The organism is Clostridium sp. JS66, assembly GCF_033561535.1.
Lineage (GTDB): Bacteria > Bacillota > Clostridia > Clostridiales > Clostridiaceae > Clostridium_AM > Clostridium_AM carboxidivorans.
This window is the reverse complement of sequence record NZ_CP131467.1, coordinates 4,981,140-4,997,751: the sequence shown is the minus strand read 5'-3', so window position 1 is coordinate 4,997,751 and position 16,612 is coordinate 4,981,140. Positions and strand designations below refer to the sequence as shown.

At 29.9% G+C, this 16,612-nt stretch carries 17 protein-coding genes; 16 read left to right on the top strand and 1 reads right to left on the bottom strand.

The annotated features are described in order from the left end of the window. Position 1: 1 nt before the first annotated feature. The 14 genes from coaBC (at position 2) to Q6H37_RS22975 (ending at position 13,993) form a co-directional block, all read left to right on the top strand. Positions 2-1,189: a bifunctional phosphopantothenoylcysteine decarboxylase/phosphopantothenate--cysteine ligase CoaBC gene (gene coaBC / locus Q6H37_RS23040; RefSeq protein ID WP_318736887.1), complete on the top strand. Its 1,188-nt coding sequence runs from the start codon at positions 2-4 to the stop codon at positions 1,187-1,189. Between the two features lie 81 nt (positions 1,190-1,270). Then, a complete protein-coding gene (gene priA, locus Q6H37_RS23035) occupies positions 1,271-3,475 on the top strand; it encodes a primosomal protein N' (RefSeq protein WP_318736886.1) in 2,205 nt (734 codons plus the stop codon). A gap of 43 nt (positions 3,476-3,518) precedes the next feature. Beyond that, positions 3,519-3,974, top strand: a complete 456-nt coding sequence (def, locus tag Q6H37_RS23030; protein ID WP_007061471.1) for a peptide deformylase — start codon at positions 3,519-3,521, stop codon at positions 3,972-3,974. A gap of 4 nt (positions 3,975-3,978) precedes the next feature. Next, positions 3,979-4,911, top strand: a complete 933-nt coding sequence (fmt, locus tag Q6H37_RS23025) for a methionyl-tRNA formyltransferase (RefSeq protein ID WP_318736884.1) — start codon at positions 3,979-3,981, stop codon at positions 4,909-4,911. Between the two features lie 39 nt (positions 4,912-4,950). Then, the gene (locus tag Q6H37_RS23020) at positions 4,951-5,631 is read left to right on the top strand and encodes a zinc metallopeptidase (protein ID WP_318736882.1); all 681 of its coding nucleotides are present in this window, start codon (positions 4,951-4,953) and stop codon (positions 5,629-5,631) included. Positions 5,632-5,656: 25 nt separating this feature from the next. After that, positions 5,657-6,985, top strand: a complete 1,329-nt coding sequence (gene rsmB / locus Q6H37_RS23015; RefSeq protein WP_318736881.1) for a 16S rRNA (cytosine(967)-C(5))-methyltransferase RsmB — start codon at positions 5,657-5,659, stop codon at positions 6,983-6,985. Positions 6,986-6,994: 9 nt separating this feature from the next. Beyond that, the gene (gene rlmN / locus Q6H37_RS23010; RefSeq protein ID WP_029161454.1) at positions 6,995-8,044 is read left to right on the top strand and encodes a 23S rRNA (adenine(2503)-C(2))-methyltransferase RlmN; all 1,050 of its coding nucleotides are present in this window, start codon (positions 6,995-6,997) and stop codon (positions 8,042-8,044) included. 4 nt (positions 8,045-8,048) lie between these two features. After that, positions 8,049-8,798: a Stp1/IreP family PP2C-type Ser/Thr phosphatase gene (locus Q6H37_RS23005; RefSeq protein WP_318736878.1), complete on the top strand. Its 750-nt coding sequence runs from the start codon at positions 8,049-8,051 to the stop codon at positions 8,796-8,798. Then, positions 8,776-10,662, top strand: coding sequence for a Stk1 family PASTA domain-containing Ser/Thr kinase (gene pknB, locus Q6H37_RS23000; RefSeq protein ID WP_318743136.1), 1,887 nt, complete (start codon positions 8,776-8,778; stop codon positions 10,660-10,662). Before Q6H37_RS23005 ends, pknB begins: the two co-directional genes overlap by 23 nt. Positions 10,663-10,685: 23 nt before the next feature. Continuing rightward, a complete protein-coding gene (gene rsgA / locus Q6H37_RS22995) occupies positions 10,686-11,552 on the top strand; it encodes a ribosome small subunit-dependent GTPase A (RefSeq protein ID WP_048029787.1) in 867 nt (288 codons plus the stop codon). Positions 11,553-11,591: 39 nt separating this feature from the next. After that, positions 11,592-12,242 (top strand): ribulose-phosphate 3-epimerase, encoded by a 651-nt coding sequence (gene rpe / locus Q6H37_RS22990; protein WP_007061461.1) that lies wholly within the window; start codon positions 11,592-11,594, stop codon positions 12,240-12,242. After that, on the top strand, positions 12,243-12,881 hold the full coding sequence (locus Q6H37_RS22985) for a thiamine diphosphokinase (RefSeq protein WP_318736875.1): 639 nt from the start codon (positions 12,243-12,245) through the stop codon (positions 12,879-12,881). A gap of 178 nt (positions 12,882-13,059) precedes the next feature. Then, on the top strand, positions 13,060-13,734 hold the full coding sequence (locus Q6H37_RS22980; protein ID WP_318736874.1) for a DUF2971 domain-containing protein: 675 nt from the start codon (positions 13,060-13,062) through the stop codon (positions 13,732-13,734). 91 nt (positions 13,735-13,825) lie between these two features. Next, positions 13,826-13,993: a hypothetical protein gene (locus Q6H37_RS22975; protein ID WP_007061458.1), complete on the top strand. Its 168-nt coding sequence runs from the start codon at positions 13,826-13,828 to the stop codon at positions 13,991-13,993. A 146-nt stretch (positions 13,994-14,139) separates the two neighbouring features. Here Q6H37_RS22975 and rpmB read toward each other — a convergent pair whose 3' ends face one another. Beyond that, on the bottom strand, positions 14,140-14,331 hold the full coding sequence (rpmB, locus tag Q6H37_RS22970; protein ID WP_007061457.1) for a 50S ribosomal protein L28: 192 nt from the start codon (positions 14,329-14,331) through the stop codon (positions 14,140-14,142). Positions 14,332-14,536: 205 nt separating this feature from the next. Between rpmB and Q6H37_RS22965 the strand changes: the two genes are divergently transcribed. Together Q6H37_RS22965 and Q6H37_RS22960 are read left to right on the top strand one after the other, a co-directional pair. Beyond that, complete coding sequence (locus Q6H37_RS22965) at positions 14,537-14,887, top strand: Asp23/Gls24 family envelope stress response protein (protein WP_007061456.1); 351 nt, start codon at positions 14,537-14,539, stop codon at positions 14,885-14,887. A 15-nt stretch (positions 14,888-14,902) separates the two neighbouring features. Next, positions 14,903-16,540: a DAK2 domain-containing protein gene (locus Q6H37_RS22960; protein WP_318736870.1), complete on the top strand. Its 1,638-nt coding sequence runs from the start codon at positions 14,903-14,905 to the stop codon at positions 16,538-16,540. Positions 16,541-16,612: the final 72 nt, after the last annotated feature.

The following is a 16,612-nucleotide window of genomic DNA, read 5'->3' as shown; positions in this document are numbered from 1 at the left end:
AATGACTAATAAAAAGACTATAGTTATAGGGGTAACGGGTGGTATTGCAGCTTATAAAGCTTTAGATATAATAAGTAAACTAAAGAAAAAAGATTTTGAAATACATGTGATTATGACTAAAGCAGCTTTGGAGTTTGTCACTCCTTTAAGTTTTCAAACCCTAAGCCAAAATATAGTTAGTTTGGATATGTTTTCTGAACCAAAGGCTTGGGAGATACAACATATTTCTCTTGCGAAAAAAGCAGATTTAATGTTAATAGTTCCTGCTACAGCAAATATAATAGGAAAAGTTGCCAGTGGCATAGCAGATGATTTGCTATCTACAACTATTATGGCCACTAAGGCACCAGTAGTTTTTGCGCCTGCTATGAACACTAATATGTATAATAATCCTATAGTACAGGATAATATGGGAAAACTTATTAAGTTTGGATATAAGTTTATATATCCAGAGTCAGGAAGATTGGCTTGTGGTGATGAAGGCGAAGGTAAGCTGGCTAATACAGAGCTTATATCAGAGTTTGTGCAAAGTATGATGTATGACATAAAAGATCTTGAAGGTAAAAAAGTTTTAGTAACAGCAGGACCAACTATAGCATCAATGGATCCTGTTAGATACATAACCAATAGATCTTCAGGAAAAATGGGTTATGCTATAGCAGAAGAAGCTAGGGACAGGGGAGCAGATGTAACTTTAATATCTGGAGATACTTATATTAAAGCTCCTGCTGGAGTAAATGTAATCAATGTTAAAACTAATGAAGAAATGCTAAATAGTGTTATAGATAACTTTGGAAAGCAGCATATAGTAATAAAAGCTGCAGCTGTAGCAGATTATAAGCCAAAGAATTATTCAGAAAAGAAAATAAAAAAATCTGAGGATGAGTTTGAATTAAAACTTGTTAAAGATGAGGATATACTTAAAAAATTAGGAACTTTAAAGAAAAAACAAATACTTGTAGGTTTTGCTGCAGAAAGTAATGATTTAATGGAAAATGCACAGAAAAAACTTCAGGTTAAAAATTTAGATTATATTGTTGCCAATGATATTACAGCATCAGATACAGGTTTTGCTTCTGATAACAATAAAGTAACCATTTTGTGTAGAGATGGAAGAAAAATTGATTTAGAAAAGATGTCTAAGAGGCAAGTTGCAAAGAAATTATTTGATTTAATAAATGAAAAATAAATTTTGGGGAGGGGTTGAAACTTACGATTTATCGTAAGGAAATACCTCTCCTATTTACTATTGGAAACAAAGGGTGATTAAGTGTACAGTTATGCAGGTATAGTAGTTAATAATAGTTCCTTACAAGTAGATAGAATTTTTACATATAAAATACCAGAAACATTAGTAAATAAAATAGATATTGGCATTAGGGTAAAAGTTCCTTTTGGTATGGGAAATAAAAAAATAGATGGATTTGTGTTAGAACTTTATGATGAATATACAGGTAATACAAGAATTAAAGAAATATCAGGAATATGCGATAAATTTACCTTGTTTACCAGAGATGATGTAATTCTTATTAAAGAGATGAAGAGTAAATATTTGTCAACTTATTTGGAATGCATAAAAGTTTTTATTCCAACAGGTATTTCTAGTGGAATGAAAAATAAGACAGAAATCCAAGTGTATATGGGAGAAGTAGAGTTAAGTGAAAAATTTCAAAAAGAACCTTATTTAAGTATATACTCAATAGTGAAAAAAAATCCGGGTATGTACAATAAAAATGCCTTAGCAAAAAAATTTAATATATCATTATCTTCTGTAAATACAATGATAAAACATGGTTTTCTTTCTCAAAAAGAGAATGTGGTAAATAGATATAATGTAAGACAGTATGAAAAATACTCCAAAAAGATTTTAAATAGGGAACAGCAAAGCGCTGTAGATACTATATTGAATTTCCCCAAAAGTGTGTTTCTGATACATGGAGTTACAGGTAGTGGAAAAACCGAAATATACATGCATTTGGTAAGTAACATGATAGAAAAAAATAAAGAATCTATAATACTAGTACCTGAAATTGCACTTACACCTCAAATGGTAGAGAGGTTTAAAGGCAGATTTGGAAAGGATATAAGTGTTTTTCATAGTAAGTTATCACCAGGGGAAAGATATGATGAATGGCTAAGGGTAAAGGAAGGAAAAGTTAAAGTAGCAATAGGAGCTAGATCTGCAATATTTCTTCCTTTTAGCAATCTAGGAATGATAGTTATAGATGAAGAACATGAAGGAAGTTATAAATCTGACAGTAATCCTAAATATAATGCCAGAGAAATTGGGGAAATGAAATGTAGAATAAGTAATTGCAAGTTAATTCTAGGTTCAGCCACACCATCTGTAGAAACCTATTATAGATGTAAAAATAAAGATATAGAACTTATAACTATAAAAAATAGAGCTGATAATGCTATTATGCCTAAAATTGAAATTGTTGATATGAGACAAGAATTGCTAAATAATAATAAATCTATGTTTAGTAAAAAGCTTTATGAATCTATAGAAGAAAGATTAAATAAAAAAGAACAAATAATACTTTTCTTAAATAGAAGAGGTTTTTCTACATTTGTTTCCTGTAGAAAGTGTGGTTATGTATTCAAGTGTGATAACTGTGATATATCTCTAACCTATCATAGGGATGAAGGAAAATTAGTGTGCCACTATTGCGGCAGTAGCAGAAAATCACCTAGTATTTGTCCTGAATGCGGAAGTAAGTATGTTAAGTATTTTGGTGTTGGTACTGAAAAAATAGAACAGGAAATAAAAAAGTATTTTCCTGAGGCTAGAACTTTAAGGATGGATTTTGATACTACCAGAGGTAAAAATTCTTATGAAACAATATACAACACTTTTAAAGAAGAAAAGGCAGATATACTTATAGGAACTCAAATGGTAGCAAAAGGATTGGACTTTAAAAATGTTACGCTAGTAGGGATAATTGCAGCAGATTTATCTTTAAATTTGCCAGACTTCAGATCTAATGAAAGGACATTTCAGCTTATTACACAGGTTTCAGGTAGAGCTGGCAGAGGGGAAAAAAGAGGAGAAGTTATTGTTCAAACCTATAGTCCAGAAAACTATAGTATAATATGTGCAACTAATAATAATTATAAAGGTTTCTATGAAGAAGAGATAAAAGTTAGGAGTATTATGGAGTATCCACCGTTTGTTGATCTATTTCTTATTAATATGAGCAGCAAGAACGAAAATATATTAATAAAAAGTATACAAAATGTTGGTATATTTTTAAAAAATATATTAGAAAAAAATGATACAATTAAAATATTAGGACCTTGTCCTTGTGAAATTTCTAAAATTAAAGAATTTTATAGATGGCAAATAATATTAAAGGGCAATATAGAAAAGGAACTTAAGGAAAAAATAAGAAAACTAGTTTATGATTTATTAAAAAATGTTTATAATGATATAAGGGTAAGTATTGATGTAAACCCTAATAGTTTATTATAGTTGGGTAAATAAAGTTTGTATTTAAATTTAGGAGGTAAAAGTAATGGCTTTAAGAAATATTAGAAAATATGGTGATGATTTATTAAGAAAAAAGAGTAGAAAAGTAGAAAATATAGATGATAGAATTGTAACATTATTAGATGATATGGCAGAAACTATGTACGATGCTGATGGGGTAGGACTTGCAGGCCCTCAAGTAGGTATACTTAAGAGAGTTGTAGTAATAGATGTAGGAGAAGGAATATTAAAGCTCATAAATCCTGAAATTATATCTACAGAAGGTAGTTACATAGATGAAGAAGGATGTTTAAGTGTACCTGGTGAACAGGGAAAAGTGGAAAGACCTTACAAGGTAAAAGTAAAAGCTTTAAATGAAAAAGGAGAAGAAATCATAGTAGAAGGCGAGGAATTGCTTGCAAGAGCATTATGCCACGAAATAGATCATTTAGAGGGGATATTATTTGTTGATAAAATTTTAAAAACAGAAGGAGAAAATTAGGAGTATGAATATAGTTTTTATGGGAACACCAGATTTTGCAGTTCCTTCATTAAAAAAACTTATAGAAAAATTTAATGTAACAGCTGTCTTTACTCAACCAGATAAACCTAAGGGAAGAGGAAAAAAATTAGGTATGTCAGCTGTAAAAGAAGTAGCAGTACAATATAATATACCTGTATATCAACCAGAAAAGTTAAGAAAAGATATTGAAGCTTTAGAAAGCTTAAAAAATATAAATCCTGATTTTATAGTAGTAGTAGCATATGGGCAGATACTTACAAAAGAAGTATTAGACACACCTAAATATGGATGTATAAATTTACATGCTTCGCTTCTTCCAAAGTATAGAGGAGCTGCACCTATAAATTGGGCTATAATAAATGGGGAAAAGGAAAGTGGAAATACAACCATGTTTATGGATATTGGTTTAGACACTGGTGATATGCTTTTAAAAAGCCATGTGGACATTACAGAAGATATGACGGCAGGAGAACTTCATGATATTTTAATGGAAGATGGATCAGATCTTTTAGTTAGAACTTTAGAAGGTATTGAAGACAAAACTATAAAAAGAGAAAAGCAGGGAGATTCAACTACTGCTTATGCAGCCATGTTAAATAAGGATATGGCTAAAATAGATTGGAATTTAAGTAATAGGGAAATAAAAAATTTAATTAGAGGATTAAATCCTTGGCCTATTGCATATACTCAATATGAAGGAAAAAATATGAAGATTTATGAAGCAAACATATTAGATGAAAATAGTAATTACAACCCTGGATATGTAATAGATGTATGTAATGAAGGAATAAAAGTTGCTTGCAAGGAAGGATCTATACTTTTAACAAATATACAATTTCCAGGTGGTAAGCCTATGAAGGTTAGTGAATATATAAGAGGACATAAATTAAATAAAGGTATTACATTGGGAGAATAAATTACTTTTAATTTAAGTAATTGGAAGGGGAGTATAGCTATGTTTTATTTTGATAGTAGTTTCATTATACTAATTCCAGCATTAATAATAGCAGCTGTAGCTCAATATAAGGTTTCTTCTACTTTTGATAAGTATTCGAGATTTGGAAATCGTAATGGATATACAGGATCACAGGTTGCAAGAATGCTACTTGACAATAATGGATTATATGATGTACCAGTAGAAGTTATTCCAGGAAAACTTACAGATCATTATGACCCGACTAGAAGAGTAATGAGGCTTTCAGAAGAAGTTTTTTATGGGAATTCTGTAGCTTCTATTGGAGTGGCAGCTCATGAAACAGGCCATGCTTTTCAACATAAAGAACGTTATGCGCCTTTAGTGATTAGAAATTCTATAGTTCCTGTGGTAAATTTTAGTTCAAATATTTCATGGTTATTATTTTTTGCAGGGTTTGTACTTGGCATAAAGCCTCTAATTAATTTTGGAATATTATTATTTTTAGCAGTAGTGATATTTCAACTTATAACATTGCCTGTAGAATTTGATGCTTCCAGCAGAGCATTAAGAATATTGGAAAGAAGAGGTATACTATATAGTGAGGAACTAAAAGGAGCTAAAGCTGTATTAAGTGCAGCTGCTATGACATATGTAGCAGCAGCTATAACAGCTATATCAAACTTGATAAGATTAATACTTATTAGCAGAAGAGAAGATTAAAAATAATTGAAGCAGAGGTAATATAATGGATAGTGCTAGAAAAACAGCAGTTAAAATACTTAAAGAAGTATTTTATGGAAATTCATACTCTAATATGGTTATAGGAAAAGAATTAAATAGATCTGATATGAATGATAAAGATAAGGCTTTAGTAACAGAAATAGTATATGGAACCTTAAAATACAAATATACAATAGATACTATATTGAATTATTATATAAAAAGTGGACTTAAAAAATTAGATGTAGATATCCTAAATATACTTAGGATATCTATTTATCAGATAAGGTATTTAGATAAAATACCAGAGTTTGCTGTAGTTAATGAGGCAGTTGAATTGGCTAAGAGAAAGGCTGTGAAGACTGCAAGACTTGTAAATGGAGTGTTAAGAAGTTATCTTAGAAGCAATAATATAGATTATTATAATAAAAATAGTGATATAGAAAAAATGTGTTTTGATTACTCTTTTCCTAAATGGATGGTTAGTTTATTTAGTAACCAGTATGGAAAAGAAGAAACTAAAAAAATATTACAGGGATTAAATGAAGTTCCTGCAATTACAGTGAGAGTAAATAATTTAAAAACTAATTATGAAGAAGCTTGGGAAGAACTTAAAAAGAATGGATATGACATAGAAGAAGGAAAAGTATGTCCAGAAGCAATTATAATAAACAGAGGTAGAAATATAGAGAACAACCCTCTTTTTAAAAATGGACTAATCACTGTTCAGGATGAAAGTGCAATGATGGTGGCTCCTTCCATGGAGTTAAAGGAAAATATGACTGTTTTGGATTTATGCAGTGCTCCAGGAGGTAAAACTTGTCATATAGCAGAACTTACAAACAATCAAGGAAAAATATTTGCTTTTGATATTCATGAAAATAAATTGCCTTTAATAAAGGAAAATGCTAAAAGACTTGGAATAACGAATGTAAAATGTGGCACTTTAGATGCTTCTAAATATATGGATATATATGAAGAAAAAGGTGATAGGGTATTGATTGATGTGCCTTGTTCAGGACTTGGAATTATAAGAAAGAAACCAGAAATTAAGTGGAATAAGGATAAAGAGTCCTTAGAAAGTCTTGTGAAAATTCAAAAGACAATTATGCTCAATGCAGCTAAATATGTTAAAAAGAATGGAAAACTTATTTATGCTACTTGTACTTTAAATAAGGAAGAAAATGAAGAAAACATAAAGTGGTTTATAAAGAAGAGACCAGATTTTCAGATAGAACCAATATATTACGGGAAATTAGATAATATAATTTATCATAATGAAGGATATATAACAATATTGCCAAATAAATATATGGATGGATTCTTCATTGCAAAAATGATAAGACGTGGGTAGGTGTAATTAGTGGATAATATTTTAGACTTAAGCCTTGAAGAACTAAAGCAGTGGATGAAGGATAATGGAGAAAGTGAATTTAGGGCTAAGCAAGTATTTCACTGGATATACAAAAATAATCAGTGGGATTTTGAAAAAATGGATAATTTGCCTAAAGGTACAAAAGAAAAACTTATAAAATGTTTTGAGATAGATATACCACAAATTATAGAAGTATACAAATCTGAGAATGATGATACACATAAATTTCTTTATGAATATAAGGATGGAAATATAATTGAAACAGTAGTTATGAAATATAAACATGGAAATTCTATATGTGTTTCTACTCAAGTCGGTTGTAGGATGGGATGCAAGTTTTGTGCATCTACTGTAGAGGGTATGGTGAGAAACTTAAGTAGTGGTGAAATAATAGCTCAAATTTTAAAAGCTCAAGAAAAAATAGGAGAAAGAATATCGAACATAGTTTTAATGGGAAGTGGGGAACCTCTAGATAACTATGAAAATGTAATAAAATTTTTAAGCTTAGTAAATGCTGAATATTGTCTTAACATTGGTCAAAGACACATAACTCTTTCAACTTGTGGCATAGTTCCTAAAATTAAAGAACTAGCAGATAAAGATTATCAAATAACACTAGCAATATCACTTCATGCTGCTAATGATGAACTTAGAAAAACTATGATGCCAATAGCTAATAAATATTCTATAAACGAGATTATAGAAGCATGTAAGTACTATATAAGTAAGACAAACAGAAGAATTACCTTTGAATATGCTTTAGTAAAGGATGTTAATGATAGTGCTCAATCTGCAGAAGAATTAGTTAATCTTTTAAGGGGGATTTTATGTCATGTAAATCTTATACCTGTAAATAAAGTGCGGGAAAACAATTTTGAAAAATCTCCTACAAATAATATAAAAAACTTCTCTAACATTTTGATTAAAAAAGGTATAGAAACTACTATTAGAAGAGAAATGGGCTCAGATATAAATGCTGCATGTGGTCAGTTGAGAAGGAGCTATTTGAAATCTAAAAATTATTTAAGAGGGGTGTAAAAAAATGGTAGGGATGTTGTCAGATATAGGTAACGTTAGGAAAATTAATGAAGACTCAGTGGGATTTTATCAAAATGAAAACTTTGATATTTATGTTATTGCCGACGGTATGGGAGGACATAATGCCGGAGAAGTTGCTAGTAAATTGGCAGTAGACACTACTATTGATTATGTAAAATCATTTGTTAGTTTTATTAGTATAGAGAGTATGAAGGATACATTGAAATCAGGTATAAAATTAGCTAATGAAAAAATTTTTAGTTTATCTAAAAGTAACTCTGAGCTCAATGGAATGGGGACAACTATAACTGCATGCTTAGTTAAAGAGAATAAAATGATAGTAGCTAATGTAGGAGATAGTAGTTGTTACATTATGAAGTATGATGGAATAATTAAAATAACTAAGGATCATTCATTAGTGCAGCAGTTAGTGGATGAAGGAAGTATTACTGAAGAAGAGGCTGTAAGTCATCCTAATAAAAATATAATAACAAGAGCATTAGGCACAAATATAGATGTAGATATAGATATTTTTGAAGCAAATTTATCTGATACGTTAAAAATAATTCTCTGTACTGATGGATTATCTAATGGAGTAAGTTTAAATGAAATGTATGATATAATAATGAATAATAATAATCAGGGAGCATGTAAGCAATTAATAGAACTTAGTAAGTTAAAGGGTGGAAGAGATAACATATCAGTTATTGTATTTGGAGGAGAGTGTGAAGATGATAGGAACCATGCTAGGTAATAGGTATGAATTGTTAGAAAAAATAGGTGAGGGAGGTATGGCATTAGTTTATAAGGCTAAATGTCACTTATTAAATCGTTATGTAGCAGTTAAAATATTAAAAGAACAGTATTCTGATGATAAAGAATTTGTTGAAAAATTTAAAAGAGAAGCAACAGCAGTAGCCAGTCTTTCAGATAACAATATAGTAAATATTTATGATGTAGGTACGCAAGGTGATATAAATTATATAGTAATGGAATATGTTAATGGTAAAACCCTGAAACAAATAATTCGTGAACAAGGCAAGATACCTACAGCAAAAACTGCAAACCTAGCTATTCAAATAGCTAGAGCTTTAGATTGTGCACACAGAAATAACATTATACATCGGGATATAAAACCACAAAATATATTGGTTACTAATGAAGGAGTAGTAAAAGTAACAGACTTTGGTATAGCCAAAGCTTCCAATTCAGTTACGATAACTAATTCCAGCAAGGTTATGGGATCAGCACATTACTTTTCTCCTGAACAGGCTAGAGGAAGCTTTGTAGATTGTAGAACAGATATATATTCTTTAGGTATAGTTATTTATGAAATGTGTACAGGAAGAGTACCTTATGATGCTGATAGTCCAGTATCTGTAGCATTAAAGCATATACAAGAACCAGTGATTCCACCAAAACAGTTAAATGAAAATATACCTGATAATTTAAATAAGCTTATATTAAAAGCTGTGGAAAAGGAACCTATTAAAAGATATCAGACAATAAAAGATATGCTCACTGATCTTAGAAAAATAGAAAATAATCAGGAAGTTGATATTTCCACTAGTGATTTTGATGAAGACATGACTAGAATAATGGATGCTGTAGTAGTAGATGATAAAGATAAGTATAATAGAAATAAATATGAAGATAGTAAATACGATAATAAGTATGCTAATGATAAAAAGTATAATGATGATTATGATGAACAATATAATAAAAAGAAAACAATGCTTGATCCTAAGAAAAGAAAAATACTAATGTTTGTTACTGCAGCAATATTAGTATTAGTTATAGGTGGAATTTCAGGATACTTTGCACTTAATAAGGCATCTGCTAAAACTACAGTACCTAAAATAATTGGAATGAAGCAAGAAGATGCAAAAAAGGCTGTTGAAGATAGCAAGTTAAAATTTGTTTCTATTGGAAAAGAAAAAAGTGATAAGCCAGAAGGAACTGTGCTTAGAACTTATCCAGAGCCAGGAACAAGTGTAAGCGTAAATTCGGAAGTTAGAGTTAGTATAAGTGGTGGACCAGATAAGTTAGCAGTTCCTAGTTTAATAGGTATGGATTTAGATTCTGCAAAGGATGTTATAGAAAAAAGTGGGTTAAAGCTTGGAGATGTAAGTCGAGAGTATAGCGATAGTGTACCTAAAGGAAGTGTAATAAAGCAAGATCCTCAACCAGATTCAGATGCTACAGCAGATACTAAAATAAATCTTGTAGTGAGCAGAGGACAAGAGGTTAGAAATTTAACTGTTCCAGATGTAAATGGAAAAGGTATTGATGAAGCCTCAGGAACAATATCTAGTGCAGGTTTTAAAGTAACAAAATCAGCAGTAGATACATCAGATAAATCACAAGATGGAAAAGTAATAAGTCAGTCTATTTCAGGTGGAGAACAAGCAAAAGCGGGAAGTACTGTTAACTTAACTTATTATAAGTATAAAGAACAGCAACCTGCTCAATCAGATATTAAGAAGCCAGATCCAGGTACAGTGACAAAGCCAAATGATCAACCAGGTCAAAATCCAAGTACTGTGAATCCAGGAAAATCCGGTTCAGGAGACTCAAATAATAAAACAGATTCAGGTAACAATAATAAAAGTCAGTAATTATTAATTCAATAGGAGGGTGTATGGAAGGAACTATAATAAAGGGAATAGCAGGGTTTTATTATATAAAAACAGATAAAAATGTAGTTGAATGTAAAGCTAGGGGTAAGTTCAGACATAATGAACTTACGCCTATGGTTGGTGATAAAGTAGAAATTACAATAAAAAATGGAAAAGGTGTTATAGATAAAATCTACCCTAGAATAAATAAGCTTATAAGACCTTCTGTGGCAAATGTAACCCAGGCATTAGTAGTTTTTGCATTAAGAAATCCTGAAATAAATGAAGAATTGTTAAATAAGTTTTTACTTAGTTGTGAATACAATAATTTAAAGGCCATAGTATGCTTTAATAAACTAGATTTAGTATTACAAGAAGAAATGAATGAAATTGTAGAAATGGTTAAAAGTGCAGGATATGAAACGCTGTTTTTGAAAGCCAAGGAAGGTTATGGAATTGATTTAATAAGAGAAAAGCTGCAGGATAATGTTACAGTTTTATGCGGACCTTCTGGAGTCGGAAAATCTACAATATTAAACTCCATAATGGGAGAAGAAGTTATGGCTACTGGGGAGATAAGTGAAAAGTTGAGACGTGGTAAACATACTACAAGGCACAGTGAACTCATAGACATTGGGAATGGATTTTTAGTGGATACACCAGGATTTTCTTCTTTAGAAATAGAGTTTATTTCTAAAGAAGATTTACAACAGTGCTTTCCTGAATTTGATTCATATATAGGTAATTGCAAATTTACAGGATGTTTTCACTATAAAGAACCTGGATGTGCTGTAAAGCATGCTGTGGAACAGAAAAAAATAAATGCAAAACGGTATGAATTTTACATAAAAACATTGGAAGAAATAAACAATAGAAAAATTCAATGGTAACTATTTTTAGTTACTTTAATTAAGGAGGAAAATACAAAAATGATAAAATTAGCACCTTCAATATTGTCAGCAGATTTTTCTAAATTGGGTGAGGATGTTAAAGCATTAGAAAAGTATGGAGCAGACTGGGTACATATAGATGTAATGGATGGAATGTTTGTACCTAACATATCTTTTGGGATACCTGTAATTAAAAGTATAAGAAACATTACCTCCCTTACTTTTGATGTTCATTTAATGATAGAAGAACCTGCTAGATTTGTGGAAGACTTCGTAAAAGCAGGAGCAGACATGATAACTATACATTATGAGACAGATAGACATATAGACAGAACAGTGAATTATATAAAAAGTTTAGGAGCTAAAGTAGGAATAGCTTTGAATCCGGCTACACCTGTGGAAAGCATAAAGTATTTGATACCTAATTTAGATATGGTACTTATAATGACTGTAAACCCTGGATTTGGTGGACAAAAGTACATAAATTATTGTTCTGAAAAAATAAAGGAATTAAAAGAATTAAGCAATAAGTTTAATAAAAATTTGCTTATAGAAGTAGATGGTGGAATAGGAAAAGACAATATAAAAAGTGTAGTGGAATGTGGTGCTAATGTAATAGTGGCTGGATCTGCAGTTTTTAAGGATGGAAAAATTGAAGAAAACATAAAGATTTTAAAAGGGGATAGGTAAATGAAAATAGTAATTGTATCAGGGGGAGAAGCACCATCCTATGAGTTAATAAAAAATGAATTAGAAGATAGTTCTTTTTTGATTTGTGCAGATAGTGGTGGAAATTGCTTATATGAATACAATATATTGCCTAATTATTTAATGGGGGATTTTGATTCTATAGATAGGAAAGCTTTAGAATTTTTTAAAGAATCTCCAAAATGTTGTATAGAAACTTATCCTACAGATAAAGATTTTACTGATACAGAGCTTGTGTTAAATAAAGCATTGGAACTAGGTGGAACTGAAATTATTTTATTAGGCTGTACTGGTACAAGAATAGATCATCTAATGGGAAATATGGGTATGCTTTTGAAATGTTTAAAATTAAATATAAATGCTTATATAAAGGATGATCATAATTGTATTCAAATAGTAGATAAGCCTATAAAAATAAAAGGAAAAAAGGGTGAAACATTTTCACTTCATTGTTATGGTGAAAATGTAGAAAATTTAAGCATAAAGGGAGCTAAGTATAAGCTCCAAGAGTACCTTTTAAAGATAGGAGACCCTAGAACTATATCTAATGAATTTTTAGATGGGGAAGTTGAAATAAACTTTACTAGTGGAAACTTAATGGTGTTTTATAGTAAAGATTAGATATAATTAAATAGAAAGTATATAATGAAAAAAGTTCACAGATTCTAGTGGACTTTTTTATATTTTTTGAATTTATCAAAATATTAAGTAGTTAAAGGGGAATATTACATAACATATACATGTTATTTAAAATCTTATAATTTTGGAGTATTTAAGTTTAGGAAAGGAAAAATAAATAATGAATGCATATGGTCTTATTGTTGATAAAAGTATTAAAAAAAATATAAAAATTTATAGATATATGACATTAGGTAAATTTATGTCCATGATGGAAAAACAAGAGATTTATCTTACAAAAATTAAGTCTTGGGAAGATAAGTGGGAAATACCTACTGATGAAATTGAAAATAAATATTTACAGGATAATGATTTATATGGACAATGCTGGAGTTTAGAAGGAACTTCAGATGCCTTATGGAAAATCTATTCATCAAATAAAGAAGGGATATTAATTGAAACTTCTCCAGAAAAATTTAAATTAATTTCTGATATTAAGTTTGGAATACTTTCACCAGTGATATATTATAATGATTTAGAAAAAGCACTATTACAATTAAAAAATATGAAAGGTGATAAATCCATATTTGGAAGTGGATTATTAAAAAGGTCAGCTTTTAAACATGAAAATGAAGTCAGATTGATTGTTATAAATAATGAAAGATGTTTAGACAAAAAATATGAAAATTGCACACATATAAATTTAAGAATAGATCCATTTAAGTTTATAGAAGGTATAATAGTTGATCCAAGAGCCAGCGATTGGTATTTAGAAGCTATAAAATTATACTGTTTGCGATTAGGCTTCAATATTATTCCGATAAAATCAGATTTATATTCACCAGGTGATTTCTAAATAATTAAAATTTTAAGATTATCAATATTTTTGTAACATTCTATTTTGCTATTTCATATAATAATATAGAATGACTTTGGGGGATAATAATATGTCTAAGAAGGTGTGTACTAAAAGTTTTAAGAAAAAGGTTGGAATTGCTCTGGTATCCATTGGCTTGGGGATTATAATTACTGTTATTATCCCATTTTGGGGGTTTATAATGGTAGTTGGTGCATTACTCATTTGCCTAGGATTTAAGCTTATAGATTTTCATTAATTTGGGGGAGGAATATATATGAAATTTATTACCATAAAACTTCCTAGATTTATATCTAGAATCATAAAAGTCTTTAAGAAAAAAAAATAAGTTTATAGTAAAATAAATAAAAATGCAATTGTAAAAACAACTGCATTTTTTATTTATTAAATAGCACGTTGAACCTTTCCAGAACGAAGGCATCTTGTACAAACATGAATAGTTTTTGGAGTTCCGTTAACTATAGCTTTAACTTTTCTTATGTTTGGAGCCCATGATCTTTTAGATTGACGGTGTGAATGGCTGTATTGAACACCAAATACAACACCTTTTTCGCATATTTCGCACTTCTTTGACATTAAAAACACCTCCTTAAAAAACTGTGAAGAAATAATCTCCTCAATTCAAACATTTATTATTTTACCATAGAATAGGTTAGTTGCGCAAGTATATAATATAATTTTAGTAGTATAAATAATGTTTTAAATTATATATTTCCTTGAATAAATTTATTATTTAATATAAAATATGTTATATGATGTTTAAAGTAGGGAGGATTTTATTATGATAGGTAATATCACCAGCGAAAATGGGTATATTAATTATTCAGAAGAAATTGTTGCCAACATAGTTGGAGTTTCAACTATGGAATGTTATGGTGTTGTAGGTATGGCTTCAAGAAATGCTAAAGATGGACTCTGGAAATTAATAAACGGTGAAAACTTAAGTAAAGGTGTAAAAGTTCGTTCAAAGGATAACGAGTTATTTATAGAGTTATATATAATGGTTGAATATGGAACAAAGATATCTGTGATAGCTAATAACATAATTCAAAAAATAAAATATAATTTAGAAAATTATACAGGACTTAAAGTATCAAGTATTACTGTAAATGTTCAAGGTGTCAGAGTCTAGGGAGGTAATTCATAAATGGAACACTTAAAAATAGATGGGCAATGCTTTTATAATATGGTTGTGAATGGGAGCAACTCCCTAGAACAAAATAAGGAGTATGTAAATTCTTTGAATGTTTTCCCAGTTCCAGATGGCGATACAGGAACTAATATGTCTATGACATTTAGAACAGCTGTATCAGAAATACAAGGTATGCAAAATAAATCGGTAGGAGAAATTGTAAAAAAGTTATCCAAAGGTGCACTTATGGGTGCAAGAGGTAATTCTGGTGTAATACTTTCACAAATATTTAGGGGAATCGCAAAATCATTAGAAACAAAAGAATATGTTAATTCTAAAGAATTTGCAGAAAGCTTAATGGAAGGGTCAAAGGCTGCCTATAAAGCTGTTATGAGGCCAACAGAAGGTACTATACTTACTATCATAAGAGCAGCTGGTGAAAGTGCAGTTAAATGTGAAAGTAATGATATAGCAGTAATGTTAGAAGAAGTTTGTGACTACAGCAGATCAATGCTTAATAAAACTCCTGAAATGCTTCCAGTGCTTAAAAAAGCTAAGGTAGTTGATGCTGGCGGTATGGGACTTCTTATAATACTTCAAGGAATGTATGAAGTTGTAAAGAATAATATGGAGTCAATAGAAATTAAATCTCCTAAAAAAATTGAAGTGCCATCAGTAATTCAAAACTTAGAAGAACATGAAATAAAGTTTGGATATTGTACTGAATTTTTTATACGTTCAAACAATGTTGAAATTGATGATTTTAAACACACCATAGAAAAGATTGGTGATTCTATGGTAATAGTTAATGATGAAGATATAGTAAAGGTTCATATTCATACAAATGATCCAGGTAAGGTATTGTCAGAAGCCGTTAAGCTTGGAGAACTTTCCAAAATAAAGATTGATAATATGAGAGAACAGCATAGAAATGTATTAGATATACATAATGAAGCCTCTATTGAAAAGGATGAGGAACAGGAAAATATTCAGTTAAAGAAGTATGCTTTTGTATCAGTTGCCATGGGAGAAGGAATAAAAAATATATTTGAGGATCTAGGAGTAGATTTTGTTATAGAAGGCGGCCAAACTATGAATCCAAGTACTCAAGATATATTAGAATGTATAAATAAAATAAATGCAGAAAATATTCTGGTTTTCCCAAATAATAAAAATATAATCATGGCAGCTAATCAGGCAGCAGAAATTTCTGATAAAAATGTAAAGGTGGTAGAAACTAAAACTATACCTCAAGGAATTACAGCTATAACGTCATTTAATCAAGAATTAGAACTTGATGAAAATATAAAAGCTATGGAAGAAGGTATAAATAAGGTAACTACAGGTTCTGTGACTTATGCCGTGAGAGATACTGAAATAGATGGTAAAGCCATTAAAGAAGGAGATATTCTAGGTATTGTAGAAGGAAAAATAGAGGAAATAGGAAATGATATGTTTAACATATGCAATAATATTGTTTCCAGCATGGTGAAGGACGACAGTGAGCTAATAACTGTTTTTTGTGGAAAGGATTGCGAAAAAGATAAAGTAGATGAATTTTCAAGTAAACTTCAAGAAAAATATAAAGATATAGATGTACAATTTTACGATGGAAATCAGCCATTATACTACTTTATTGTATCTGTGGAATAAAATCTACAAATAAAAAAAGCCTTTAGGCTTTTTTTATTTGTAGATAAGCAAGTGTTTGGTAAGGTTTATTAT